This window comes from Pseudomonas sp. MPFS (assembly GCF_022537035.1).
Lineage (GTDB): Bacteria > Pseudomonadota > Gammaproteobacteria > Pseudomonadales > Pseudomonadaceae > Aquipseudomonas > Aquipseudomonas sessilinigenes.
In genome coordinates this window covers 5,693,632-5,716,862 of record NZ_CP066123.1, presented here as the reverse complement: position 1 = coordinate 5,716,862, position 23,231 = coordinate 5,693,632, and the positions used below count along the sequence as shown (strand labels likewise).

Annotated in this window: 22 protein-coding genes; 13 read left to right on the top strand and 9 right to left on the bottom strand. The window is 63.5% G+C overall.

All coding sequences use genetic code 11. The features are described from left to right. Window position 1: 1 nt before the first annotated feature. Entirely contained in the window at window positions 2-1,381 is a 1,380-nt protein-coding gene (gene xseA, locus I9018_RS26105) for an exodeoxyribonuclease VII large subunit (protein ID WP_068584771.1), read from the bottom strand. 47 nt (window positions 1,382-1,428) lie between these two features. After that, window positions 1,429-2,325 (bottom strand): LysR family transcriptional regulator, encoded by an 897-nt coding sequence (locus I9018_RS26100; protein ID WP_241107893.1) that lies wholly within the window; start codon window positions 2,323-2,325, stop codon window positions 1,429-1,431. A gap of 102 nt (window positions 2,326-2,427) precedes the next feature. Here I9018_RS26100 and I9018_RS26095 point away from each other — a divergent pair, with 102 nt between their 5' ends. The 6 genes from I9018_RS26095 to I9018_RS26070 all read left to right on the top strand — a co-directional run bounded on the left by I9018_RS26095 (window position 2,428) and on the right by I9018_RS26070 (window position 8,325). Next, window positions 2,428-3,198, top strand: a complete 771-nt coding sequence (locus I9018_RS26095) for a sulfite exporter TauE/SafE family protein (protein WP_241107892.1) — start codon at window positions 2,428-2,430, stop codon at window positions 3,196-3,198. A 131-nt stretch (window positions 3,199-3,329) separates the two neighbouring features. Next, window positions 3,330-3,878, top strand: a complete 549-nt coding sequence (locus I9018_RS26090; protein ID WP_068584777.1) for a sugar ABC transporter ATPase — start codon at window positions 3,330-3,332, stop codon at window positions 3,876-3,878. A gap of 162 nt (window positions 3,879-4,040) precedes the next feature. Then, the gene (guaB, locus tag I9018_RS26085; RefSeq protein ID WP_022640682.1) at window positions 4,041-5,516 is read left to right on the top strand and encodes an IMP dehydrogenase; all 1,476 of its coding nucleotides are present in this window, start codon (window positions 4,041-4,043) and stop codon (window positions 5,514-5,516) included. Window positions 5,517-5,620: 104 nt separating this feature from the next. Further along, complete coding sequence (guaA, locus tag I9018_RS26080) at window positions 5,621-7,198, top strand: glutamine-hydrolyzing GMP synthase (protein WP_241107891.1); 1,578 nt, start codon at window positions 5,621-5,623, stop codon at window positions 7,196-7,198. 321 nt (window positions 7,199-7,519) lie between these two features. Then, window positions 7,520-7,798, top strand: a complete 279-nt coding sequence (locus tag I9018_RS26075; RefSeq protein WP_068584780.1) for a hypothetical protein — start codon at window positions 7,520-7,522, stop codon at window positions 7,796-7,798. 5 nt (window positions 7,799-7,803) lie between these two features. Beyond that, entirely contained in the window at window positions 7,804-8,325 is a 522-nt protein-coding gene (locus I9018_RS26070) for a DNA-binding protein (protein ID WP_068584782.1), read from the top strand. Window positions 8,326-8,391: 66 nt separating this feature from the next. Here the strand turns inward: I9018_RS26070 and I9018_RS26065 are convergent, their stop codons facing one another. The 3 genes from I9018_RS26065 to treR all read right to left on the bottom strand — a co-directional run bounded on the left by I9018_RS26065 (window position 8,392) and on the right by treR (window position 10,565). Continuing rightward, window positions 8,392-8,997, bottom strand: a complete 606-nt coding sequence (locus I9018_RS26065; protein WP_241107890.1) for an ADP-ribosyltransferase — start codon at window positions 8,995-8,997, stop codon at window positions 8,392-8,394. A 42-nt stretch (window positions 8,998-9,039) separates the two neighbouring features. Continuing rightward, complete coding sequence (locus tag I9018_RS26060; protein ID WP_068584789.1) at window positions 9,040-9,753, bottom strand: hypothetical protein; 714 nt, start codon at window positions 9,751-9,753, stop codon at window positions 9,040-9,042. Between the two features lie 107 nt (window positions 9,754-9,860). Continuing rightward, the gene (treR, locus tag I9018_RS26055; protein WP_241107889.1) at window positions 9,861-10,565 is read right to left on the bottom strand and encodes a trehalose operon repressor; all 705 of its coding nucleotides are present in this window, start codon (window positions 10,563-10,565) and stop codon (window positions 9,861-9,863) included. Between the two features lie 230 nt (window positions 10,566-10,795). Between treR and treP the strand changes: the two genes are divergently transcribed. From treP to tadA, 7 genes are all read left to right on the top strand, one after another. Next, complete coding sequence (treP, locus tag I9018_RS26050; RefSeq protein ID WP_241107888.1) at window positions 10,796-12,238, top strand: PTS system trehalose-specific EIIBC component; 1,443 nt, start codon at window positions 10,796-10,798, stop codon at window positions 12,236-12,238. 52 nt (window positions 12,239-12,290) lie between these two features. Further along, the gene (gene treC / locus I9018_RS26045; protein ID WP_241107887.1) at window positions 12,291-13,940 is read left to right on the top strand and encodes an alpha,alpha-phosphotrehalase; all 1,650 of its coding nucleotides are present in this window, start codon (window positions 12,291-12,293) and stop codon (window positions 13,938-13,940) included. 114 nt (window positions 13,941-14,054) lie between these two features. Next, window positions 14,055-15,278 (top strand): carbohydrate porin, encoded by a 1,224-nt coding sequence (locus I9018_RS26040; RefSeq protein WP_241107886.1) that lies wholly within the window; start codon window positions 14,055-14,057, stop codon window positions 15,276-15,278. Between the two features lie 60 nt (window positions 15,279-15,338). Then, on the top strand, window positions 15,339-17,870 hold the full coding sequence (gene ptsP, locus I9018_RS26035; protein WP_241107885.1) for a phosphoenolpyruvate--protein phosphotransferase: 2,532 nt from the start codon (window positions 15,339-15,341) through the stop codon (window positions 17,868-17,870). Window positions 17,871-17,872: 2 nt separating this feature from the next. Next, window positions 17,873-18,163, top strand: a complete 291-nt coding sequence (locus I9018_RS26030; protein ID WP_068584808.1) for a PTS transporter subunit EIIB — start codon at window positions 17,873-17,875, stop codon at window positions 18,161-18,163. A 127-nt stretch (window positions 18,164-18,290) separates the two neighbouring features. Further along, entirely contained in the window at window positions 18,291-19,673 is a 1,383-nt protein-coding gene (locus I9018_RS26025) for a multicopper oxidase family protein (RefSeq protein WP_068584812.1), read from the top strand. Beyond that, window positions 19,673-20,167 (top strand): tRNA adenosine(34) deaminase TadA, encoded by a 495-nt coding sequence (tadA, locus tag I9018_RS26020; protein WP_124347508.1) that lies wholly within the window; start codon window positions 19,673-19,675, stop codon window positions 20,165-20,167. The genes I9018_RS26025 and tadA overlap by 1 nt, the downstream gene beginning before the upstream one ends. 126 nt (window positions 20,168-20,293) lie before the next feature. Here tadA and cmoB read toward each other — a convergent pair whose 3' ends face one another. The 4 genes from cmoB to I9018_RS26000 form a co-directional block, all read right to left on the bottom strand. Beyond that, window positions 20,294-21,250, bottom strand: a complete 957-nt coding sequence (gene cmoB / locus I9018_RS26015; RefSeq protein ID WP_068584817.1) for a tRNA 5-methoxyuridine(34)/uridine 5-oxyacetic acid(34) synthase CmoB — start codon at window positions 21,248-21,250, stop codon at window positions 20,294-20,296. Next, window positions 21,247-21,990, bottom strand: coding sequence for a carboxy-S-adenosyl-L-methionine synthase CmoA (gene cmoA, locus I9018_RS26010; protein ID WP_068584824.1), 744 nt, complete (start codon window positions 21,988-21,990; stop codon window positions 21,247-21,249). The genes cmoB and cmoA overlap by 4 nt, the downstream gene beginning before the upstream one ends. 110 nt (window positions 21,991-22,100) lie before the next feature. Then, complete coding sequence (locus tag I9018_RS26005) at window positions 22,101-22,736, bottom strand: lysoplasmalogenase (RefSeq protein ID WP_068584828.1); 636 nt, start codon at window positions 22,734-22,736, stop codon at window positions 22,101-22,103. A 1-nt stretch (window position 22,737) separates the two neighbouring features. Next, on the bottom strand, window positions 22,738-23,130 hold the full coding sequence (locus tag I9018_RS26000) for a protease inhibitor I42 family protein (RefSeq protein WP_068584831.1): 393 nt from the start codon (window positions 23,128-23,130) through the stop codon (window positions 22,738-22,740). Between the last annotated feature and the right edge of the window lie 101 nt (window positions 23,131-23,231).

Sequence of the window (23,231 nt, the reverse complement as noted above, 5' to 3'; positions counted from 1 at the left end):
ATCAGTCCAGTAAAGAAAGGGTGACAGGCGTCAGGTGGTTGTCTTCGACCCGCACTTGCAGTTCGCCTTCGCCCAGGCGGGCCGTGAGGCGTTGGCCATTACGGGTTTGCGTGGCGCTGCGGATAGCCTGCCCACGCTCATCCAGGAGAATGCTGTAGCCACGGCCCAATGTGGCCAGGGGGCTGACTACATGCAAAGTCTGCATCTGGCTCTGCAGTTGCAGGCGGCGGGCCTTCAGGCCTTCGCCCATGGCCCGGGGCAGGCGTTCGGCCAGGCTATCCAGGCGTTGGCGCAACAGCGCCAGGTTGCGTCCGGGATGTTGGGCGCCGAGGCGGGTTTCCAGGCGGGCCAGGCGTTCGCGGCGAGTATTCAGGCTGCGCTCGAAAGCCCGGCGCAGGCGCATGTCCAGGTCGTCCAGGCGCTGTGCCTGCTGGCGCAACCGCTCGCCCGGATGGCGCAGGCGCCGGGCCAGGCCATCCAGGCGCAGGCGCTCGCGCAGCAAGCGGTCGCGCATGCGCATCATCAGGCGGCGGTGCAGGCTGTCGACCCGCCGTTGCAGGTCGCTGGAATCCGGGGCCAGCAACTCGGCGGCGGCCGAGGGCGTGGGCGCGCGGACATCGGCTACGAAATCGCTGATGGACACGTCGGTTTCATGGCCGACGGCGCTGACGATCGGTGTCACGCAGTTGGCTACGGCCCGAGCTACCGGCTCCTCGTTGAAGCACCAGAGGTCTTCCAGGGAGCCGCCGCCACGGGCCAGGATCAAGGCGTCGAAGCCTCGGGCATCGGCCAGTTGCAGGGCCCGGACGATCTGCGCCGTGGCTTCGCGGCCTTGTACTGCGGTAGGGATCAAGGTCAGCGAGACTTGAGGCGCGCGGCGGCGGAAGACGCTGATGATGTCGCGAATCACCGCTCCGGTGGGCGAACTGATGATGCCAATCCGCTGGGGATGGGCCGGCAGCGGACGCTTGCGCTCGGCACTGAACAGGCCCTCGGCACTGAGCTTGTCCTTCAAGGCCTCGAAGGCCAGGCGCAAGGCACCGTCGCCGGCCGGCTCCACGGTATCGAGGATCAGCTGGTAGTCGCCGCGTCCCTCGAACAGCGAGACTTTGCCCCGGACCTTGACCGCCAGGCCGTCCTTGAGTGCCTGGCGCACCCGCGCGGCGTTCTGCCGGAACAGCGCGCAGCGCACCTGGGCGCCACTGTCCTTGAGGGTGAAGTACACGTGGCCGGAAGCCGGACGGGCGAGGTTGGAGATCTCGCCCTCGACCCAGATATTGCTGAACACGTCCTCGAGCAGCACCCGGGCGCGGCCGTTGAGCTGGGTGACGGTGAGGACCTCGCGGTCCAGTCCGAGTCGTGCAAAGGGATCTTTAATCATGGGGCGCAGTTTAAAGGGCTGTTTCCCAATGGGCCAAGGCAAATTGCTTACAGGTAGTCGCGAAAATACTTAACGAATTGTGCCACCAATGGTGTCGGTTCCTGACGGCAGGCGAGGGCGATGACGCTCTGGCAATCGCCATCGGCCAGGGGCAGGAAATGAATGTTGGCCGGAGCGATGTCCTGCATCGACTCAGGGAGCAGGGCGATGCCGAAACCGGCCTGGATCAGCTGCAACTGGGTGGTCTTGCGCGACATCACCCGCGCCGCCTTGGGAAAGAAGCCCTGGCGCATGCATAACTCGGCCGACAGGTAGCTCAAGCCGCCCCGCTGGGGATGGGGGATGGAGATAAAGGCTTCGTCGCGCAGCTGCGCCAGGTCGACCCCCTTGGCCGGTGGGTCGAGCGCCAGTGGGTGCGCCGGAGGCAATGCCACCAGCAAGGGTTCGCTGAACAACGGGATGACCTGTACGCCTTCGCGTTGGCGCAACACTGGCAGGCGCAACAGGCCGACGTCCAGGCGGCCCTCGGCCAGTTCCTCCAACTGCGCTTCGGAGGACAGCTTGACGATGTCCATCGAGGCTCCGGGGCATTGCTGTAGATAGTGGCTGATCCCCCGTAGCAGGCGCCCGCTCATGGGCACGGTGCTGGAATGGCTCAGGCGCAGGGTCCCCAGTTGCCCCTGGCCGACCTGGGTCGCCATCTCGCCGGCCTTGTGCAGTTCGGTCAGCAGGTTGCGGGCCTTGGGGAAGAACGCTTCACCGGCGGCCGTCAGGCGCGGCAGGCGTGCGGTGCGCTCGAACAGCGGGGTTTGCAGCAGGCCTTCCAGTTCCTTGATCTGCCGGCTCAGGGCCGACTGGGCGACGAACAGGCGTTCTGCCGCAGCGCTGAAGCTGCCGCATTCGGCGATTTCCACGAAGTAACGCAGTTGACGGGTTGAAATCACAAGTCATGCCTTTTTGCGATGAGTGGGCGGCTTCGACGATATTAGTCGCAAGGCTCGCCTATGGCTAAAGTCGTGGGATACAAGGTCGAGGATGTGGCAGTAATGAGTCTTTTCGTTGAAGGATTGAACCAGTGGGCATTCGGGCCAGGTGCCTGGCTGGCGATCGGCTTGGGCATTGCCCTGGCCTACATCGTGTTCGGTATCGCCGGTTTCGGCACGGCCCTGGTGGCCGGGCCGATCCTGATCCTGTTCATGCCCCTGTCGAAGATCGTGCCGTTGCTGGTGCTGCTGGATTTCATCGCCGCCTTCGGCAACCTCTTGCCCTCGCGCAAGGACGTGGCCAAACCCGAATTGCTGCGCCTGCTGCCGTGCATGGCCGTGGGTTGCACCCTGGGGGTGATCTTCCTGCTCAACCTCAAGTCCGATGTGTTGTTGCTGCTGATGGGGATTTTTATTTGTGCCTATGCCATCTACACCCTCTGGGTGAAAGCCCGTCCGGCGCAGATGGCGGCCGGCTGGTCGGTGCCGATGGGTATCGTGGGCGGCCTGTTCGGTGCCTTGTTCGGCAGTGGCGGCTTCCTTTATGCGATCTACCTGAACAGCCGGTTGCCCAAGGACCCGGCCCGGGCGACCCAGAGCGCGCTGATCAGTTGCAGCACGGTGGTACGCCTGAGCCTGTTCGCCCTGGCCGGGGTCTACGCCGAACTGCCGCTGCTGTTGCTGGCACTGTGCTTGTTGCCGGCCATGGCGTTGGGGTTGTGGATTGGCCGGCGCTTGGCGATGAAACTGTCCCGGGAAACCTTCGTGCGCCTGGTGACCTGGCTGGTATTGGCCAGTGGCATTGCCCTGATCGGCCGTTACTTGAGCGCTTGACCTGCAAGGATCAGGGATTAAGCTGCCGGCCCTCGGCGCTGCTCGTCGCCGAACCGGCTTCTACACTTGGGTGATGGGGCCGGCTCGCCGGCGCTGCGTTTTCCCTGTCCCTCGACGCTCCAGGCTGGACCATGAACTCCCAAAGCATCCTCGTCCCGAAAATCTCCACGCTACCGGTGCATGAGCCCCGGGCCCGCGCCATCGTGCGTTGGCTGGTACGCAAGAATATCGTCGAGGAAACCCTGACCACTTGCGGGCGCACCGGTAACCGCATGGGGCATGCCATCGCGCCAGGTGCCCGGGACGTGGTGTTGCACCCTGAGGCGCTGCCGTTCGGTGAGCCGGTCAATGGCCTGGAGATCATCACCAAGCGCTGCATCTATACCCCGACCAAGGGGTTTCTCGAGGAGGCTGGCTGCGCCGAGTGTCGCCAGGAAGTCGGCGAGGCCTTGTTCGAAAGCCTGGAAGACTGGATGCCCGGGCGCACCGACAACTTCACCTGTCCCGAATGCGGCCATGAAGACGACATCAACGGCTTCCTGTTCCTCCAGCCGTGCGGGTTCTCCAACCTGGGCTTCATCTTCAACAACTGGACCGAGGCGGGCTTCAAGCAGAGCTTCATCGATGAGTTCGCCGACTGGCTGGACCAGCCGATGAGCTGGATCAAGGTCCAGTTGTAGATTCTTGGCGAGGGCGCCTGGTTGGCCGGGTGGGCTCTGGCCAGCAGGGCAGGCGCTCTCCATCCATCACTCCAACGATATTAGATCGAGTTTTACATTGAGCCCGGCAGGCTGTCTGAGTATAATGGCGCGCTTCCATTTTCCCGCCCGGGAGCCCCCGCGATGCTGCGTATCAGCCAAGAAGCCCTCACCTTCGACGACATCCTCTTAGTGCCCGGTTATTCCGAAGTACTGCCGAACGAAGTCAGTCTAAAGACCCGTTTGACCCGTGGCATCGAGCTGAATATTCCACTGGTTTCCGCTGCCATGGACACCGTCACTGAAGCCCGTCTGGCGATCGCCATGGCTCAGGAAGGCGGCATCGGCATCATCCACAAGAACATGACCATCGAGCAGCAGGCTGCCGAAGTGCGCAAGGTCAAGCGTTTCGAGGCCGGTGTGGTCAAGGACCCCATCACCATCGAAGCCGACGCCACCGTGCGCGACCTGCTCGACCTGACCAAGACCCACAACATCTCCGGCGTGCCGGTGCTGCACAACGGCGACCTGGTGGGCATCGTGACTTCCCGCGACGTGCGTTTTGAAAGCCGCCTGGAAGTCAGCGTCCGCGAAGTGATGACGCCTAAAGAGCGCCTGGTCACCGTCAAGGATGGGGCTGTCGCCGACAAGTCCGCCGTTCGCGAGCTGCTGCACAAGCACCGCATCGAGCGCGTGCTGATCGTCGATGACGCCTTCGTCCTCAAGGGCATGATGACCGTCAACGACATCGAGAAGGCCAAGGCCTACCCGCTGGCCAGCAAGGACGACCAGGGTCGCCTGCGCGTCGGCGCCGCCGTCGGTACCGGCAAGGACACCGGCGAGCGTGTTGCTGCCCTGGTGGCTGCTGGTGTTGACGTGGTGGTAGTGGATACCGCCCACGGCCATTCCAAGGGCGTGATCGATCGCGTTCGCTGGGTGAAAGAGAACTACCCGCAAGTGCAGGTGATCGGTGGCAACATCGCCACCGGTGCCGCCGCCAAGGCCCTGGCCGACGCTGGCGCCGATGCGGTCAAGGTCGGTATTGGCCCAGGCTCGATCTGCACCACCCGTATCGTTGCCGGTGTCGGCGTGCCGCAGATCAGCGCCATCGCCAACGTGGCAGCGGCACTGGAAGGCACTGGCGTGCCACTGATCGCCGACGGCGGTATCCGCTTCTCCGGCGACCTGTCCAAGGCCATCGTCGCCGGTGCTTCCTGCGTGATGATGGGTTCGATGTTCGCCGGTACCGAAGAGGCTCCTGGTGAGGTCGAACTGTTCCAGGGCCGTTCCTACAAGGCCTACCGCGGCATGGGCTCGCTGGGTGCCATGGCACAGGCGCAAGGCTCTTCGGACCGCTACTTCCAGGACTCCTCGGCCGGTGCCGAGAAGCTGGTTCCGGAAGGTATCGAAGGCCGCGTTCCCTACAAGGGCGCACTGGCCGCGATCATCCACCAGCTGATGGGCGGCCTGCGGTCCTCCATGGGCTACACCGGCAGCGCGACCATCGACGAGATGCGCACCAAGCCGGAGTTCGTACGCATCACCGGTGCCGGCATGGCTGAATCCCACGTCCATGACGTGCAGATCACCAAGGAAGCACCTAACTATCGCGTAGGTTGATAGTGATCGCCTTCAGGTCCAGGCCTGCAGGCGATCGACGAATCTAGTAACCGGGGCTGTGTTTTTCAGCCCCGTGTCGTTTCTGAAATTAGACGAGACTGACCATGGCCCTCGACATTCATGCTCACCGCATCCTGATCCTCGACTTCGGTTCCCAGTACACCCAACTGATCGCCCGCCGCGTGCGCGAGATCGGCGTGTACTGCGAACTGCACCCGTTCGACATGGACGATGAAGCGATCCGCGAATTCAACCCGCGCGGCATCATCCTGGCCGGTGGCCCGGAGTCGGTCCACGAAGCCAACAGCCCGCGTGCACCGCAGGCAGTATTCGACCTGAAGGTCCCGCTGCTGGGCATCTGCTACGGCATGCAGACCATGGCCGAGCAAATGGGCGGCAAGGTCGAAGGTTCCGAACTGCGCGAATTCGGTTATGCCCGCGTTGACGTGGTCGGCAAGAGCCGCCTGCTGGACGGCATCGAAGACCACGTCGACGACGACGGCGTACTGGGCCTGGACGTGTGGATGAGCCACGGCGACAAGGTCACCCAGATGCCGGGCAACTTCAACATCCTGGCCAGCACCCCGAGCTGCCCGATCGCCGGCATGTTCGACGACGCCCTGGGCTACTACGGCGTGCAGTTCCACCCGGAAGTGACCCACACCAAGCAAGGCGGTCGCATCCTCTCGCGCTTCGTCCGGGACATCTGCGGCTGCGAGGCCCTGTGGACGGCATCGAACATCGTCGAGGACGCCATTGCCCAGGTCCGTGCACAAGTGGGCTCGGCCAACGTCCTGCTGGGCCTGTCCGGCGGTGTCGACTCCTCGGTGGTTGCCGCGCTGCTGCACCACGCCATCGGCGACCAGCTGACCTGCGTATTCGTCGACAACGGCCTGCTGCGCCTGCACGAAGGCGACCAGGTGATGGCCATGTTCAAGGAGAACATGGGCGTCAGGGTGATCCGTGCCGACGCCGAGAAGCAGTTCCTGGACAACCTGGCCGGTGAAGCCGATCCGGAGAAGAAGCGCAAGATCATCGGTCGCACCTTCATCGACGTGTTCGATGCCCAGGCCAGCAAGCTGGAAAACATCCAGTTCCTCGCCCAGGGCACCATCTACCCCGACGTGATCGAATCGGCTGGCGCCAAGAGCGGCAAGGCCCACGTGATCAAGTCGCACCACAACGTCGGTGGCCTGCCGGAGGAAATGAACCTCAAGCTGGTCGAGCCGCTGCGCGAACTGTTCAAGGACGAAGTGCGCAAGATCGGTCTGGAGCTGGGCCTGCCGTACGACATGGTCTATCGCCACCCGTTCCCGGGCCCGGGCCTGGGCGTGCGTATCCTCGGCGAAGTGAAGAAGGAGTACGCCGACATCCTGCGTCGCGCCGACCACATCTTCATCGAAGAACTGCGCAAGGCCGACTGGTACCACAAGACCAGCCAGGCATTCGTGGTGTTCCAGCCGGTGAAGTCGGTGGGCGTCGTGGGTGACGGTCGTCGCTACGCCTGGGTCGTGGCCCTGCGCGCGGTAGAGACCGTGGACTTCATGACCGCTCGTTGGGCGCACCTGCCGTACGAGCTGCTGGAGACCGTCAGCGGCCGGATCATCAACGAGATCGAAGGCATCTCCCGCGTCACCTACGACGTGTCGAGCAAGCCGCCAGCCACCATCGAGTGGGAATGATCGGCGCCAAGTGATCGGCACTTGATCCATTCGCGGTAAACAATGGCGATCGGAACCTTTGGGGGCCGATCGCCATTTTCGTTCAAGGGCACGTGCATGTGGCGCTATCGGCATTTGTGTTGCGAGTTTTTTGCAAACTAGGCTTTGCAGCCGTCCGGCAATATCACGCAAGACATGTTTGGCGCGTTGTCCCGAGCTTTTCTCTACTCTGAGTCTTCCCCCGCTGTTTCTGTCGCGGTTTATCCGTTGAGCGGGTTTGTTCGGAATTCTCTTGGTTGTCAATTGACAACCTTGTATTCCTGGCGATACTGGAGGCTACGGATGGCACGTGCAATTCATCCCAATAAGGACGTTGAAATGGCCCTGCGCTACGCCGAATGGCAGGGCTGGCGCATTGAGGTCGGCGGTGGCCATGCCTGGGGCCGAATCTACTGCCCGTACAACAACGAGGTGTGTCGTTGTGGCGAGTTCTGCATCACCAGCGTGTGGAGCACCCCTAAGAATCCGACCCTGCATGCCCGGGCTCTTTGCCGGGTGATCGACAACTGCACCTTGAACCAGCTGCGTGGGGGCAAGCCCCCAGCACCTCGACAGGAGTAAGGACCATGGAGTACCTATTTACCCTCAATTATCTGCTGCCGGCCGAAGATTGCGACCTCCTGCAACTGGTGGAGCGCCTTGGCGCAGCGGACTGCACCGATGTCCTGGTAGGCACCGGGTTGGCCGGGCGGCTGGCCTTGGAGTTCAGTCGCGAGGCCGAGAGTGCCGAAGCGGCACTGCTCAGTGCCCTGGGGGATATCAAGCGGATCATTCCCGAAGCCCGCTTGGTGGAAGCCAGCCCGGATTTCGTCGGCCTCAGCGAGATCGCGGAGATTGTCGGTGTGTCCCGGCAGAACATGCGCAAGTTGATGCTGGGCCATGCCGAGAGTTTTCCCTTGGCGATTCATGAGGGCAGCGCCTCGTTGTGGCATCTGGCGGAGGTCCTGAGCTGGCTGGACAGCAGAGGCGGTTATTCTCTCGAGCATCCGGTGATCGAAGTGGCGCGGGTGGCCCAGCAAGTGAACGTCGCCAAGGAGTCGCTGCGTATTGGGCCATCGAGTGGTGAACTGATCGCTTTACTAGGCTGAATGGCTTCGATAGAGGCCTTGGTCAGTTTTTTGCCAGATGCGGGCGGGGGCTTTGCAGCCGCTGTGTCACGCATCGATCTGGAACAGGCTGCCTGTATCGACATAGCGTGGATTCTTGAGGATCTTGAGTTTTATCAGGTGTACTTCATTTTGCCCGGGAGCGTATTCGCTCGCTTCTTCCGGGCTCAAGACTCGTGGTTTGGACGTTATCTGGAATGTTGTTCCGCAGCCCAGGAGATATTCGCTTTCACTGATTCCAGGGAAAAAGTCGAGGGGAGCGAGCGCAGTGCCCGGTGGGCACTCGATCTCCAGAACCAGCGGAGCAGCAGATGGCGGGATAAACCTGCGCAACACCTGTTTATCGCTCGTAGTCGACATAAAGGCCTGGTACGTGAAATGACCTTCGAGTGCCTGGAGTAATGGCACTGAAAACTCGAAGCCGGATGTCATTCGAAACAAGGTGAGAGTGCTGGTGGGGGTAGCGCAGATGAGTTTCTGCAGGTGCGGCAGGTCATCGATGAACTTATCGATTGGCAGGCCTGCCTTCAGACGGCCATTGAGTTCAAAGGCATAACAGTTGTCGGCGGTCTTGTAGCTTCTGCATACCCGTAGAAGTTCAGCGCAGTCCGGGAGACTGCCCAGGTGTGCCTTGAACGCTTCGTGATGGTTCATGAATATCCTTGATGGATGCCCGCAAATGCTTGAGCACAAGATTCATGGGCGCTGATTACCTGCCCTTGCAGGAGCGGTACCGCGAGTTCGACTGCATTGCCAAACGAACACCGAGCCCACGGTGCTGCTACCTATTGCCGCTTGGCTAAGAGCGACAAGTTCGGTTTTCAGTTTGCCATTGAATCCATTGAAGGTTGTGGAGGGCACTCGATCGCCCGCGTCAGGAAACGCTACGGACCAGTCGTCAAATGTGAGGTGGCCATCAGGCTGTCTCAAGTCTCGCGAGAACAGGTCAGTAAAGGCCTGCCGACGAGTTTCCCGGTTGCTTGCATTCGGATGAGGTGTGTCGAACAGCTTGGTGATATCGCCGGCCCCACCCCCTAATACAAGAAACTTGGCTCCTATTCCCTGGGTGGTGATGAACGCCAGGCGCATTGCATCCTGGACAATGTTCTGGCGGATTTGATGCGTATCGGTGGTGGATCGTGGCCATTTGACTTCGATTGCGCCGTACCAGACAACGGCTCCGGACGAGCGCCCCAACAGGGCAATGTCTACCCGTTTCTTGGTTGTTCCCCAATTGGCCGGTAACTGGCTGGTAGCCGGAAGAAACTGCCCCTGTGCGTTGATAATCTGGGCAACGACGGACCGGGCGGTGTCTTCTCCGGAAAGGTCGTTGAGGTTCTGGGCGGTTTGAAGCTGGTGCCACCCGGCCAGGCCTGAGGTGATCTTTGCAGCCAGAGACGGTCGTTTCATCGCTGTTCCTTGCAATGTTTGCTGAGTTGAGTCTACGGCGCCGGCGCCATTGTGCCGTGTTGGCTCGATTGGCCTTTGGCCGGGCTCCTGGCGCTACGCTCGCCGGCTCAGCGCCGCGCAATATCGGAGAAGTAGAACTTGTCCAGGGTATGGCGTGATTCGGTGTACTCGAACTGCCGGCCGTCCTGGAGAAAGGTCTGGTTGCTGACCACGATCACATGGCTCTGGCCGTCCAGGTCGAGCAACTGCTGGTCGTCCTTGCTGCGCGGGCTGGCCTCGATGGTGCGTTGGGCGTAGCTGATGTTCAGTTGCAGGGTCTGTTCGATATAGGCGTAGATCGAATGTTCGGCGATTTGCCGGTCCAGCCCGGGAATCAGCTCCGCGACGAAGTGGTTGATGTCGAGGATCACCCGCTTGCCGTCGATTCGCCGTACCCGCTTGATCCGGGTGACCAGGCTGCCTTCTTCTGCCAGCAGGTGCGCCCGCAGCGATCCTTCGAGAGGAAACTGGCTGAACTCCACCACCTCGGTGCTGACGTCGTCCCCCAGCCGTGGATAGGTTTCCTGGAAACTGACGATGCCACCCAGCTGGAACTCGATGGGAGCGGACGAGAGCACGAAGGTGCCCTTGCCATGGACTTTCTGCGCGAAACCGCGTTCCTGCAGCAGTTCGATGGCCTTGCGTACAGTGCCGCGGCTGGCCTGGTAGCTGTCCATCAGTTCGGTTTCCGAGGGCAGGCGGGCGCCGCGTTCCAGGCGTTCGGTGGTGATGCTGGCAAGCAGATCGCTATAGATCCGGTTGTATTTGCTCATGGGATGGCTCTGTGCCGGACGGTGCTCAAGGCAGGCACCTTAAGGGCTGGGCGGGGCATTTGTCCATGCGCCTGACGCAGGCTCTAGCGAGCCTGGAAGGCGGATCTGGTGGGGAGACCCGAAGAAAAAACAAACTCGTCTGTACGAGTTGTTGATTTAACTCGTACAGACGAGTAGCTTTCCTCTCCGGCGTGCTGCCAATAACAAGAATCTCAGGTGGAAGAACGAGCATGAGCCACGACTATTCAACGATCGCCAGCGAGTTGCTGCACAGCCTCGGTGGCGCCGACAACCTCGAGCAGGCGGCCCATTGCGTGACGCGCCTGCGCCTGGCCCTGAAGGACCCAAGCCGGGTCGACAGCGCCACGCTCAACCAGATCGACCTGGTCAAGGGCTCGTTCTTCACCGGTGGCCTGTTCCAGGTCGTGATCGGCCCCGGCGAGGTGGAAAAGGTCTACGCGGCGTTGCGCGAGCAGACCGGCCTTGCCGTCTCGACCATTGCCGATGTGAAGCACAAGGGCGCGCAGAAGGCCCACGCCATGCAGCGCCTGGTGCGGGTCTTCTCCGACGTGTTCATGCCGATCCTGCCGGCCCTGATCATCGCCGGGCTGTTGATGGGGGTGAACAACCTGCTGGCTGCCAAGGGCATGTTCATCGAAGGCAAGACCTTGCTTGAGGCCCATCCGGACCTGGACGGGTTGTGGAGCCTGATCAACCTGATGGCCAACACCTCCTTCGTGTTCCTGCCGGCCCTGGTGGGCTGGTCGGCGGCCAAGCGCTTTGGCGGCAGCGAGATTCTCGGCATCGTCCTGGGCCTGATGCTGGTCCACCCGGACCTGCTCAACGCCTGGAACTACGGCAAGGCCGTGGCCGGCCTGGATGGCCAGAGCCTGCCGTACTTCGACATCCTTGGCCTGTTCCAGATCGAGAAGGTCGGCTACCAGGGGCAGATCCTGCCGATCCTGCTGGCCGCCTACGTGATGAGCGTGATCGAGAAGTGGCTGCGGGCGAGGGTGCCCAACGCCATTACCTTGCTGGTGGTACCCATCACCACCATCGTGGTCACTGGGGTGCTGGCCCTGGCGATCATTGGCCCGGTGACCCGCCACCTGGGGATCCTGATCACCGAGGGCGTGGTCACGCTGTTCGAGCTGGCGCCGATGGTGGGCGGGGCGATCTTCGGCCTGCTCTATGCGCCACTGGTGATCACCGGTATGCACCACATGTTCCTGGCGGTCGACCTGCAACTGATCTCTACCCAGGGCGGCACCTTCATCTGGCCGATGATCGTCATGTCCAACCTGGCCCAGGGCAGTGCCGCCCTGGCGGTATTCACCATGAGCCGTAACGCCCGGGACCGCAGCATGGCCTCGACCTCGGCGATCTCGTCTTATTTCGGCATCACCGAACCGGCGATGTTCGGGGTCAACCTGCGCTACAAGTTTCCGTTCTACGCCGCGCTGACCGGTTCGGCCCTGGGCAGCGTCTTTCTTTCGCTGAACAAGGTCCAGGCCTCGGCCATCGGCGTCGGTGGGTTGCCGGGGTTCATCTCGATCATTCCCCAATACATCCCGATGTTCGTCGTGGGCATGGTCGTGGCGCTGGTAGTGCCCTTCGTCCTCACTTGCGGCCTGAGCCTGAAGATCATCCGTCCCGGTTACCGAGTGGCCTGACCGGCCCAACAGGGGGCGGTGAATGCTTGTGCACTTTCCAAAGGAATTTCCCATGCAAGACTGGCAGCGCTCGGTGATCTACCAGATCTACCCGAAAAGTTTTCACAGCCACTCAGGACAGGCCACCGGTGACCTGCTGGGCGTGGTAGACAAGCTCGACTACCTGCACTGGCTGGGGGTCGACTGCCTGTGGCTGACCCCGTTCCTGCGCTCGCCGCAGCGCGACAACGGCTATGACATCAGCGACTACTACGCCATCGATCCCAGCTACGGCAGCATGGCCGACTGCGAACTGTTGATCGAGCAGGCCGGCAAGCGCGGCATCAAGTTGATGCTCGACATCGTGGTCAACCACACCTCCATCGAGCACAGCTGGTTCCAGCAGGCCCGCAGCAGCCTGGACAACCCCTACCGGGACTTCTACATCTGGCGCGACAAGCCCAACAACTGGGAGTCCAAGTTCGGCGGCTCGGCCTGGGAGTACGAGGCGCAGACCGGCCAGTACTACCTGCACCTGTTCGATCACACCCAGGCCGATCTGAACTGGGACAACCCCCAGGTGCGCGCCGAAGTCTTCAAGATGATGCGCTTCTGGCGGGACAAGGGGGTCGGCGGCTTTCGCCTGGATGTGATCAACCTGATCTCCAAGCCGGCGGATTTTCCCGAAGACCAGAGCGACGGCCGACGTTTCTATACCGATGGCCCGAACGTCCATGAGTACCTGCAGGAGATGCATCGGGAGGTGTTCGCCGGCCACGACCTGGTGAATGTCGGCGAGATGTCCTCCACCCGCCTGGAGCACTGCATCCGCTACTCGAGCCCGGAGTCGAAGGAGCTGTCGATGACCTTCAACTTCCATCACCTGAAGGTGGACTACCCCAACCAGCAGAAGTGGTTGCGGGCCGATTTCGACTTCCTCGAGCTCAAGCGCATTCTTTCCGATTGGCAATGCGGCATGCAGGCTGGTGGCGGTTGGAACGCGTTGTTCTGGTGCAATCACGACCAGCCTCGGGTGGTATCGCGGTTCGGCGATGACGGCGAGCATCGGGCGGTGTCGGCGAAGATGCTGGCCACCGCCTTGCACCTGCTGCAGGGCACGCCCTTCGTCTACCAGGGCGAAGAGCTGGGCATGACCAATCCGCATTTCCAGCGCATCGAGCAATACCGCGACGTCGAGACCCTGAACATCTACCGCCTCAAGCGCGAGGCTGGTGAAGACCCGCAACAGATCATGGCGGCGATCCAGCAGAAGTCCCGGGACAACGGGCGTACACCCATGCAATGGAATACCGGGGCCAATGCCGGCTTCAGCAGCGCCGAGCCCTGGATCGAGGTCGCGGCCAATGCCGACCGGATCAATGTCGAGGCGCAGCAAGAGGACCCGCAGTCGGTGTTGCACCACTATCGTCGGCTGATCGCCTTGCGTCGGGAACAGGCGTTGATCCAGCACGGCATCTACCGCCAATTGCTGCCCGACCACCCACAGCTCTGGATCTACGTGCGCGAAGGGCAGGGCGAGCGCCTGCTGGTGGTGAACAACTTCTATGGCGCGCCGTGCGAGGTCCAATTGCCGCCGCAGATTATCGCGCCGGGCATGCAACAGCGGCAGCTGATCAGCAACTACCTGGGCGATGCCGTGCGTAGCCGGCAGTTGCTGTTGCGGCCCTATGAGTCCTTCGTCCTGTACCTGGCCGACACCTAGTAGCCAGGTGGCTTTTGCCGTTTGCCAGGCCTGCGCTGTACCGGAGCCCGCGCAGGGCCTCGCACCGGCCTGCCGGCGCCTGCGGATATCACAATAAAAATAATGGGGTGGCTTATGAAAACAACGATCAATCGCGGTTTGGCGGCGTCCTGCCTGTGCCTGGCCTTGCCTTATCCGGCCCAGGCCCTGGAGTTTGCCGGCTACCTGCGCAGTGGCCTCGGCACGTCGGTCAACAGTGGCGGGCAATCGTGCTTCCAGCTTCCCGGCGCGCCATCCAAATACCGCCTGGGCAACGAGTGCGAGCAGTACGCCGAGCTGGAGCTGCGCCAGGACCTGTACACCCTCGAGGACGGTTCGGTGCTCAGCATCGATGGCATGGCCTCGCTCAACAACCGCTACGACCGCAACCTGACCTTCCAGGGGGAGAACGGCTCGGCGCGCATGCCGCAGATGTATGCCCAGTGGTCGAAGCTGCCCAGCCTCAATGGCGGTTCGCTGTGGGCCGGGCGTCGTTACTACAAGCGTAACGACATCCATATTTCCGACTTCTACTACTGGAACCAGAGCGCCACCGGCGGTGGGGTCGAGGACGTGCGCATCGGCGATCTGAAATACAGCTATGCCTTTTCCCGCAAGGACAACCTCTACCAGAAACAGGCGGTGACCCGTCATGACTTCAACGTCGCCGGCTTCCAGAGCAATCCCGGCGGCGAGTTGGAGCTGGGCCTGAGCTACCTGGAAAAGCCCGACCGCCGTGGTGCTCACAACGGTTGGGCGATCACCACCCAGCATGTGCAACAGGATTTTCTGGGCGGCAAGAACAAGCTCGCCCTGCAATACGGCGAGGGCCCGGGCACCGGCCTGGGCTATACCGGCAACTCCTACCTGGATGACAGCAACAAGAGCTATCGCCTGGTGGAGTTTTTCGACTGGCAACTGACCCCGCGCTTTGGCGGTCAGTTTGAGGCGGTCTATCAGAAGGACATTCGCCCCGACGGCCAGGACCAGAGCTGGATCTCCCTTGGCGTGCGTCCGGCCTATGCCATCACCGAGCAGTTCAAGCTGGTGGCCGAGTTCGGCCACGATCAGGTGGAGGCCCCCGGGGGCACGCGCAAGCTCAGCAAGTTCACCTTCGCGCCGACCTGGTCGCCCAAGGGACCGGAGTTCTGGGCCCGTCCCGAGGTGCGCCTGTATTACACCTATGCCAGCTGGAACGAGGCGGCCCAGCGTGCGGCCAACCAACTGGCGGCCGGCTCCGCGCTGTCCGACAGCGGTGCGTTCGGCAGCGCCCGACATGGGGCGAACGTCGGTTTGCAGGTCGAGTACTGGTGGAAATAAGCGATGCTGTCGGGGCTCGCGCTCCATCGGCACTTCAAGGAATCAACAGCAGGTGACGTCATGGCCATAACCCAACCCTTGCAATTGCTCGCGCCCCTGTCCGGGGTGCTGCTGCCCCTGGAGCAGGTGCCGGACCCGGTGTTCTCCAGCCGGGTGATCGGCGACGGCGTGTGCATCGACCCAACCTCCCAGACCCTTTGCGCGCCCCTGTCCGGGGTGGTCAGCAACCTGCAGCACAGTGGCCATGCGGTGAGCATTACCGGCGAGCAGGGCCAGCAGGTATTGATGCACATCGGGCTGGACACGGTGAACCTGGCGGGCAAGGGATTCACCTGCCTGGTCCATGAAGGCCAGCAGGTGGTGGCGGGACAGGCGCTGATCGAGTTCGACGCCGACTACCTGGCCCTGCATGCCCGCAGCCTGCTGACCCTGATGCTGGTGGTCAGCGGCGAGCCGGTGACCACGCTGGTGGACGATCGCCGGCTGGTGGAGCAGGGCCAGCCGCTGCTGCAGCTCGCTCCAGCGGCCCTGGGCGCTGCCGAGGACGCTGAGGCCGAGGGTGAGGCGCTGTTTTCCAAGCCGCTGATCCTGGGCAACCCCCAGGGCCTGCATGCGCGCCCGGCGGCCTTGCTGGCCCAGGCTGCCAAGGGTTTTGCCGCGAACATCTGCCTGCACCGGCGCACCGACTCGGCCAACGCCAAGTCCCTGGTATCGATCATGGCGTTGCAGACGGTCCAGGGCGATGCCTTGCAGGTCAGTGCCGTGGGCGCGGATGCCGAGCAGGCGATCCAGGCCCTGGTGGCGCTGCTGGCCTCCGGCTGTGGGGAGCAGGTCGCTGCGCTGCCCAAAGCCGTATCCCCAGCTGTATCGGATGCTGCACCCGGGGCCATCCTGCGTGGGGTCTGTGCTTCACCGGGCTCGGCCTTCGGCCAGGTACTGCAGGTGGTGCCGCAGCGTTTGCAGATCATTGAACAGGCAGACAACCCGCAGCAGGAGCGCCAAGTCCTGGCGCGGGCCCTGCGCCAGGCCGCCAGTGCCCTGCAACAGCTGCGGGACGATGCCCCGGGTGAAGCGCAACAGAACATCTTCCGCGCGCACCAGGAGCTGCTGGACGACCCGAGCCTGCTGGAGCAGGCCGAGTCGCTGATTGCCAGCGGCAAGAGTGCCGCCTTTGCCTGGAACCGCGCCATCGAGGTCACCGCCCAGCTGTTCCAAAGCCTGGGCAGCAGCCTCTTGGCCGAGCGTGCGGTGGATCTGGCGGATGTTGGCCAGCGGGTATTGGAGCTGATTCTTGGCGTGCAGGAACAGGCCCTGGACCTGCCGGACCAGGCCATCCTGGTGGCCGAGCAATTGACCCCTTCGCAAACCGCGAGCCTGGATACCACCAGGGTGCTGGGTTTTGTCACCGTGGGCGGCGGCGCCACCAGCCATGTGGCGATCCTGGCCCGAGCCCTGGGGCTGCCGGCGCTCTGTGGCCTGTCGCCCCAGGTACTGTCACTGGCCGACGGTACGCCGGTACTGCTGGATGCCGACCGTGGCGAACTGCACCGGGACCCGGAGCCGCAGTTGCTGCGGCAATTGGCTACCCAGCGCGAACAACAACGCCAGCGCCAGCACCGGGACCTGGCCCAGGCGGCGCTGCCGGCGGTAACCCTCGATGGTCATCACCTTGAGGTCACGGCCAACATTGCCTGCCTGGCGGAGGCCGAGCAGGCCGTCAGCCTGGGGGGCGATGGTGTCGGCCTGTTGCGTTCGGAGTTTCTCTACCAGGACCGTACCCAGGCGCCGAGCCCGCAGGAACAGGCAGCTACTTATCAGGCCATCGCCCAGGCCCTGGGGCCCGAACGCAACCTGGTGGTGCGGACCCTGGATGTGGGCGGCGACAAACCCCTGGCCTATGTACCGATGGACAGCGAGGCCAACCCCTTTCTCGGCCTGCGCGGCATTCGCCTGTGCCTGGCGCGTCCGGAGCTGTTGCAGGAGCAATTCCGGGCGATCCTGGCCAGTGCCGGGCAGGCCCGCTTGCACATCATGTTGCCGATGGTCAGCCAGCTCGCGGAGCTGCGCCAGGCGCGCCAGTTGCTGGAGCAGGAGGTCCAGGCCCTGGGGCTCGCGCAATCGCCCAAGCTGGGAATCATGATCGAGGTACCGTCGGCGGCGTTGCTGGCGGATCGCTTTGCCCCGGAGGTGGATTTCTTCTCCATCGGTACCAACGACCTGACCCAGTACACCCTGGCCATGGACCGCGATCACCCGCGCCTGGCCAGCCAGGCCGACAGCTTCCACCCGGCGGTGCTGCGCCTGATCGCCACCACGGTCCGGGCTGCCCATGCCCACGGCAAGTGGGTCGGTGTGTGCGGTGCGCTGGCTTCTGAAACCCTTGCGGTGCCGCTGTTGCTGGGCCTGGGGGTGGATGAGTTGTCGGTGAGCGTGCCGCTGATCCCGGCCATCAAGGCCCGGGTGCGGGAGCTGGACCTGGTCCAGTGCCAGGCGCTGGCCGCGCGTATCGTCGATCTGGAGGATGCTGCCCAGGTGCGTGAATGCCTGCACCGCCAGCCGCTTGCTGCTCACTCACCGGTCCTGGAGAACTGAAGATGTTCGAGAAACTACAGCGGGCGTTCTGGAAAGCCCTGACCCCGGACCTGGTGCCCGACCAGCCGAAAGCGCCCAAGGCTGGAGGTCATGCCCTGGATGAACCGACGCTGGCGGCATTGGGCGGACATGCCAATATCAAGAGCCAGCAATGGCTGGCCCTGACCCGGTTGCGCCTGGAGCTGCATGACCCGCAATTGCTCGACAGCACTGCCCTGCAAAGGGCAGGGGTGCCGGCGGTGATGCCCCTGGCGGGCGGCGTGGTGCACCTGTTGTTGGGGTTGCGCGACTGAGCGCAGCCACGGCCCTGCATCTGCGTCCCGTCGCCGCGCCGGCCTTACTGTTTCTCAACTGCGGGTGTATCGTATTCGCCTTTTTGCGGGCCCGGGTCCGCGGCAGATACGTGAGGTAGTTGAGTCCATGTCCTTTACCCGTCGACAAATACTCGGTGGTCTGGCCGGTCTGGTGGTGGTTGGCGTGGGCGCCGGCGGTGCGTCGCGATACTGGCTGGGCAAGGTTGCGGACGACAATGCCGGGCACGACTACGAGCTGATCGCCGCTCCGTTGGATGTCGAACTGGTAGCGGGTTTCAAGACCCAGGCCTGGGCTTTCGGGCCGTCGGCGCCGGGCACAGAATTGCGGGTTCGCCAGGGCACCTGGTTGCGGGTGCGTTTCATCAACCACCTGCCGGTAGAAACCACCATTCATTGGCACGGCATCCGCCTGCCGCTGGAAATGGACGGCGTGCCCTACGTCTCGCAACTGCCGGTCAAGCCGGGCGAATTCTTCGACTACAAATTCCGCGTGCCGGATGCCGGCAGCTACTGGTACCACCCCCACGTCAGCAGCTCCGAAGAGCTGGGGCGGGGGCTGGTGGGCCCGCTGATCGTCGAGGAGCGCGAGCCGACCGGCTTCAAGCATGAGCGCACCCTGAGCCTGAAGACCTGGCACGTGGACGAGCAGGGCGCCTGGATGCCCTTCAGCGTACCGCGCGAGGCCGCGCGCAATGGCACCGCGGGGCGCCTGATCACCATCAACGGCCAGGCCGAGGCGGTGACCGAGCTGCCGGCCGGGCAGGTGGTGCGGGTGCGCCTGCTGAACCTGGACAACACCTGGACCTATCGCCTGAACCTCAAGGGCAACTGCGAGGCGATGATCTACGCCCTCGACGGCAACCCGATCACCCCGCGCCCGCTGGACGACGATTATTGGCTGGGACCGGGCATGCGCATCTGCCTGGCCATTCGCATTCCCGAGGCGGGCGAGGAGATTTCCCTGCGCGATGGTTTCGTGCGCCTGGGCACTCTGCGCTCGGTAGCCAGCAGCGAAGCCCCGGGCGACTGGCCCAAGGCGCTGCCGGCCAACCCCATCGCCGAACCTGACCTGGAAAAGGCCGAGAAGCTCAACTTCAATTTCGAGTGGGCCGGCAAGGTCTCGGTGAATACCGAGAATGGCAAGCCGCCGAGCCTGTGGCAGATCAACGGCCAGGCCTGGGATATCACCGACAAGACCTGCGCCGATCGCCCGATCGCCACCTTGAAGAAGGGCAAGAGCTACATCTTCGAACTCAAGAACATGACCCAGTACCAGCACCCGATCCACCTGCACGGCATGAGCTTCAAGGTGATCGCTTCCAATCGCCGCAAGATCGTCGAGCCCTGGTTCACCGACACCTACCTGCTGGGCAAGAACGAACGCGCCCAGGTGGCGCTGGTGGCCGATAACCCGGGCACCTGGATGTTCCATTGCCATGTGATCGACCACATGGAAACCGGCCTGATGGCCGCGATCGAGGTGGTGTGATGCGCCAGATTCGCCCGGCGTCGATCATCGATCGCAGCCGCGACCAGGAGTTCATGCGCGAGGCCCTGGCCCTGGCTACCCAGGGGGCCGCCCTCGGGGAGGTTCCCGTGGGTGCGGTGCTGGTGCTCGATGGGCAGGTCATCGGTCGCGGCTACAACTGCCCGATCAGCGGTAGCGACCCCAGCGCCCATGCCGAGATGGTGGCCATTCGCGCCGCGGCCCAGGCAGTGAGCAACTACCGCCTGCCGGGCAGTACCCTGTACGTCACCCTGGAGCCCTGCAGCATGTGTGCCGGGCTGATCGTCCATTCGCGCATCGCGCGGGTGGTCTACGGTGCTTTGGAGCCCAAGGCGGGCATCGTGCAGAGCCAGGGACAGTTCTTCACCCAGGGGTTTCTCAACCACCGGGTGCTGTACGAGGGCGGGGTACTGGCCGAGGAGTGCGGCACGGTGCTCAGCGAGTTCTTCAAGGCGCGGCGGGCCAGCCGCGACTGAACACCACTCCTGCAGGAGCGAAGCTTGCTCGCGATGACATCAGCCCGGGCATGCTCACCTTGAATCGGGCTTGATGTTCGATATCGCTATCGCGGGCCAGTCTCGCATCCTATGGATACGGGGGATTCATTTCCTGGCGACGATCACGGCGCGCATCGGCGCCGGCAGGCCTTCGATGGTCTTGCTGTGGTCGTCGGGGTCGAGGAAGTCGCTCAGGGACTGGTACTTCATCCACTCGGTGGCCCGCTGTTCCTGCACGCTGGTCAGGCTGACATCCACGCAGCGCACGTCGCTGAACCCGGCGCGCCGCAGCCACAGCTCCAGGGCCGGTACCGACGGCAGGAACCACACGTTGCGCATCTGTGCGTAGCGGTCTTCCGGCACCAGTACCTGCTGCTGGTCGCCTTCGACCACCAGGGTCTCCAGCACCAGTTCGCCCCCCTTGACCAGGCAGTCCTTGAGCGCCAGCAGGTGCTCGATGGGCGAGCGGCGGTGGTAGAACACCCCCATGGAGAACACGGTGTCGAACCCTTCGAGATTCGACGGCAGGTCCTCGAAGGGGAACGGCAGGTGCCAGGCCTTGGGTTGTTCCAGGTAGCGCTGCACCGCCTGGAACTGGCAGAAGAACAGCCAATTCGGATCGACGCCGATCACGCTGTCGGCGCCAGCGCCGAGCATGCGCCACATGTAGTAGCCATTGCCGCAACCGACATCGAGGATGCGCTTGCCTTGCAGGTCAAGGTGCGGCGCGACCCGCGACCACTTCCAGTCCGAGCGCCATTCGGTATCCACATGCACGCCGAACAGGTCGAACGGGCCCTTGCGCCAAGGGCTCAGGCCCATCAGGGCAGTGCGCATCCGCTCGCGGGTCGCGGTGTCGCAATCAGTGTCCAGGACCAGGCCGTTGAGCAAGTCGATTTTACTGGGGCGCACGTCCGGCAGGGCGTCCAGGGCACTTTGCCAGCGGGCCAGGTCGCCATGGCCCTTTTCCATCTTGGCATCGAGTTGCGCTTGCAGGCCCTGGGCCCAGACGGCCAGGGGAGTGCCCACCAGATGGCGGGCCAGGGGGGATAGATCGATCATGGCAGGGCAATCAACGAAGCAAAGTTAAGACATTGGAACCACGGCACGACTTTCGAGAAACCGGCGGCCAGCAGGCGCTCGCGGTGTTCCTCGAGGCTGTCGGGCTTCATGACATTCTCGATGGCACTGCGTTTCTGGGCGATCTCCAACTCGCTGTAGCCGTTGGCGCGCTTGAAGGCGACGTGCAGGTCGGTGAGCAGCTCATGCTCCTGGGCGTCGTTGAAGCGCAGCTTTTCCGAGAGGATCAGGGCGCCGCCGGGCAGCAGTGCCTGACGGATGCGCGTCAGCAGTGCCTGGCGCTGTTCAGGGGCGATGAACTGCAAGGTGAAGTTCATCGCCACCACCGAGGCCGGCTGGAAGTCCAGGGCCAGGATGTCACCCTCGATCACCTGCACGGGCAGCAACTCCTGGAACATCGAGTCCTGGCCGTTGAGGTACTCCCGGCAGCGCTCGACCATGGCCGCCGAGTTGTCCACGGCGATCACCCGGCAGCCGTCGCTGCGCACATGGCGACGCAGGGCCTGGGTCACCGCTCCGAGGGAGGCGCCGAGGTCGTAGAGCACGCTGTTGGGCTGGGCGAACTGCGCCGCCAGGACCCCGAGGTTCTCGACGATGGTCGGGTAGCCGGGTACCGAGCGCTTGATCATGTCCGGGAAGACTCGCACCACATCTTCGTTGAAGGCGAAGTCGGGCACTTGGGCCAGAGGCTGGGCGAATAGGCGATCGGGTTCTTTGCTCACGGCGGTTCCGGTGCTGGCGATAAAAAAGAGGGGCGGCATTGTAGCCGCTGCGGCCCGTTGCGATAAGGCCTGGGGGACCGGGGGCGACACCGGGTGTCGCCCCTGCGCGGCTAGCGCGGCTTCTGGCTGAAGGCCGAAGCGGCGATGCCCCACTGGCCCAGCCAGTAGAAAATGATGATCAGGTAGGGCGCGGCGGCGAAGGCCCCGACGAAGCGGCTCAGGCCGATCAGGCTATCGGAGAAGGCGAAGCTCAAGGCGCCGAGTGCGGCCAGGGCCGCCGAACGCTTGGGTACTGCTGTGCCCAGCCGTGCCAGGGCCCGCCAGAGCATGGCGCTGATGGTCAGGGCATAGACGATCACCGGCACCAGCAATGGACCCAGGCCATGGGAAATCAGGATGCCCAACAGGGTCGCGCCGATGGCCAGCGCCAGCAGCAGTGGCAGCAGCGCTGGGCGCCGGCAATCACTGAGGTAGGCCTTGAGGTAAGCCAAGTGGGCCACCAGGAAGGCGCCCAGGCCGAACACGAACAGGTCCATGGGCCAGGCCAGCAGGATATCGCCCAGGACCGAGAACAGCAGGCCAATGATGATCCAGCGCCGGTAGTCGCCAGGCGGCGCATCATGCAGCCAGCCCAGCAGGGCCAGCACCGGCAGGGGCTTGACCAGCAGGCACAGCAGGGTGGCATGTATAGCGGTGCCGTAGATGAAGGTCGCGGCGCCCATCAGCGCAAGGATTAGCCAGCCCATGTCAATTGACCGTGATCGAGCAGTCGAAGGCCTTGACCGGCGCTTCCTCCGGTGCCCAAGGCTGCTGGTAGGTCAGCAGCAGGCGGCCCGTGCCTTTGGCGAAGGCCTGGAAGCGCCAGGTCGAGAAGCCGCCACTGCCGACCAGGCCGGTGTCTTCCGGATTGCTGTAGACCTCGGGGCTGACCTTGCGCAGGATGCCGCCGGCCGAGTCCTGGATCGCCCAGCGGTAACCCGTGGTGGGGTTGCTCGGCAGAGTGACGGTCAGGTTCTGCCCCTCGTGCAGTTGCAGCGGGCATTCGCTCTGCTTCTCCACGGTGACGTTTTGCTTGGGTTGGCTGGCGCAGGCGGCCAACAGGGCAAAGCTGAGCAGGGCGAGCAAGCGAGTGGTGGGCATGGGTCAGGAAGCTCCGATCGTTCATGACGAACGGCGAGCATAACTGAAGATGGAGCAATGTGTGGCAGGCCGTTGCAGGAGCGAAGCTGGCTCGCGATGAA

What these genes read in the sequence shown, in the direction of transcription:
- xseA (WP_068584771.1), bottom strand. Translation starts at nt 1,381, where the DNA reads ATGATTAAAGATCCCTTTGCACGACTCGGACTGGACCGCGAGGTCCTC.
- I9018_RS26095 (WP_241107892.1), top strand. Translation starts at nt 2,428, where the DNA reads ATGAGTCTTTTCGTTGAAGGATTGAACCAGTGGGCATTCGGGCCAGGT.
- I9018_RS26090 (WP_068584777.1), top strand. Translation starts at nt 3,330, where the DNA reads ATGAACTCCCAAAGCATCCTCGTCCCGAAAATCTCCACGCTACCGGTG.
- guaB (WP_022640682.1), top strand. Translation starts at nt 4,041, where the DNA reads ATGCTGCGTATCAGCCAAGAAGCCCTCACCTTCGACGACATCCTCTTA.
- guaA (WP_241107891.1), top strand. Translation starts at nt 5,621, where the DNA reads ATGGCCCTCGACATTCATGCTCACCGCATCCTGATCCTCGACTTCGGT.
- I9018_RS26075 (WP_068584780.1), top strand. Translation starts at nt 7,520, where the DNA reads ATGGCACGTGCAATTCATCCCAATAAGGACGTTGAAATGGCCCTGCGC.
- I9018_RS26070 (WP_068584782.1), top strand. Translation starts at nt 7,804, where the DNA reads ATGGAGTACCTATTTACCCTCAATTATCTGCTGCCGGCCGAAGATTGC.
- I9018_RS26065 (WP_241107890.1), bottom strand. Translation starts at nt 8,997, where the DNA reads ATGAACCATCACGAAGCGTTCAAGGCACACCTGGGCAGTCTCCCGGAC.
- I9018_RS26060 (WP_068584789.1), bottom strand. Translation starts at nt 9,753, where the DNA reads ATGAAACGACCGTCTCTGGCTGCAAAGATCACCTCAGGCCTGGCCGGG.
- treR (WP_241107889.1), bottom strand. Translation starts at nt 10,565, where the DNA reads ATGAGCAAATACAACCGGATCTATAGCGATCTGCTTGCCAGCATCACC.
- treP (WP_241107888.1), top strand. Translation starts at nt 10,796, where the DNA reads ATGAGCCACGACTATTCAACGATCGCCAGCGAGTTGCTGCACAGCCTC.
- treC (WP_241107887.1), top strand. Translation starts at nt 12,291, where the DNA reads ATGCAAGACTGGCAGCGCTCGGTGATCTACCAGATCTACCCGAAAAGT.
- I9018_RS26040 (WP_241107886.1), top strand. Translation starts at nt 14,055, where the DNA reads ATGAAAACAACGATCAATCGCGGTTTGGCGGCGTCCTGCCTGTGCCTG.
- ptsP (WP_241107885.1), top strand. Translation starts at nt 15,339, where the DNA reads ATGGCCATAACCCAACCCTTGCAATTGCTCGCGCCCCTGTCCGGGGTG.
- I9018_RS26030 (WP_068584808.1), top strand. Translation starts at nt 17,873, where the DNA reads ATGTTCGAGAAACTACAGCGGGCGTTCTGGAAAGCCCTGACCCCGGAC.
- I9018_RS26025 (WP_068584812.1), top strand. Translation starts at nt 18,291, where the DNA reads ATGTCCTTTACCCGTCGACAAATACTCGGTGGTCTGGCCGGTCTGGTG.
- tadA (WP_124347508.1), top strand. Translation starts at nt 19,673, where the DNA reads ATGCGCCAGATTCGCCCGGCGTCGATCATCGATCGCAGCCGCGACCAG.
- cmoB (WP_068584817.1), bottom strand. Translation starts at nt 21,250, where the DNA reads ATGATCGATCTATCCCCCCTGGCCCGCCATCTGGTGGGCACTCCCCTG.
- I9018_RS26005 (WP_068584828.1), bottom strand. Translation starts at nt 22,736, where the DNA reads ATGGGCTGGCTAATCCTTGCGCTGATGGGCGCCGCGACCTTCATCTAC.
- I9018_RS26000 (WP_068584831.1), bottom strand. Translation starts at nt 23,130, where the DNA reads ATGCCCACCACTCGCTTGCTCGCCCTGCTCAGCTTTGCCCTGTTGGCC.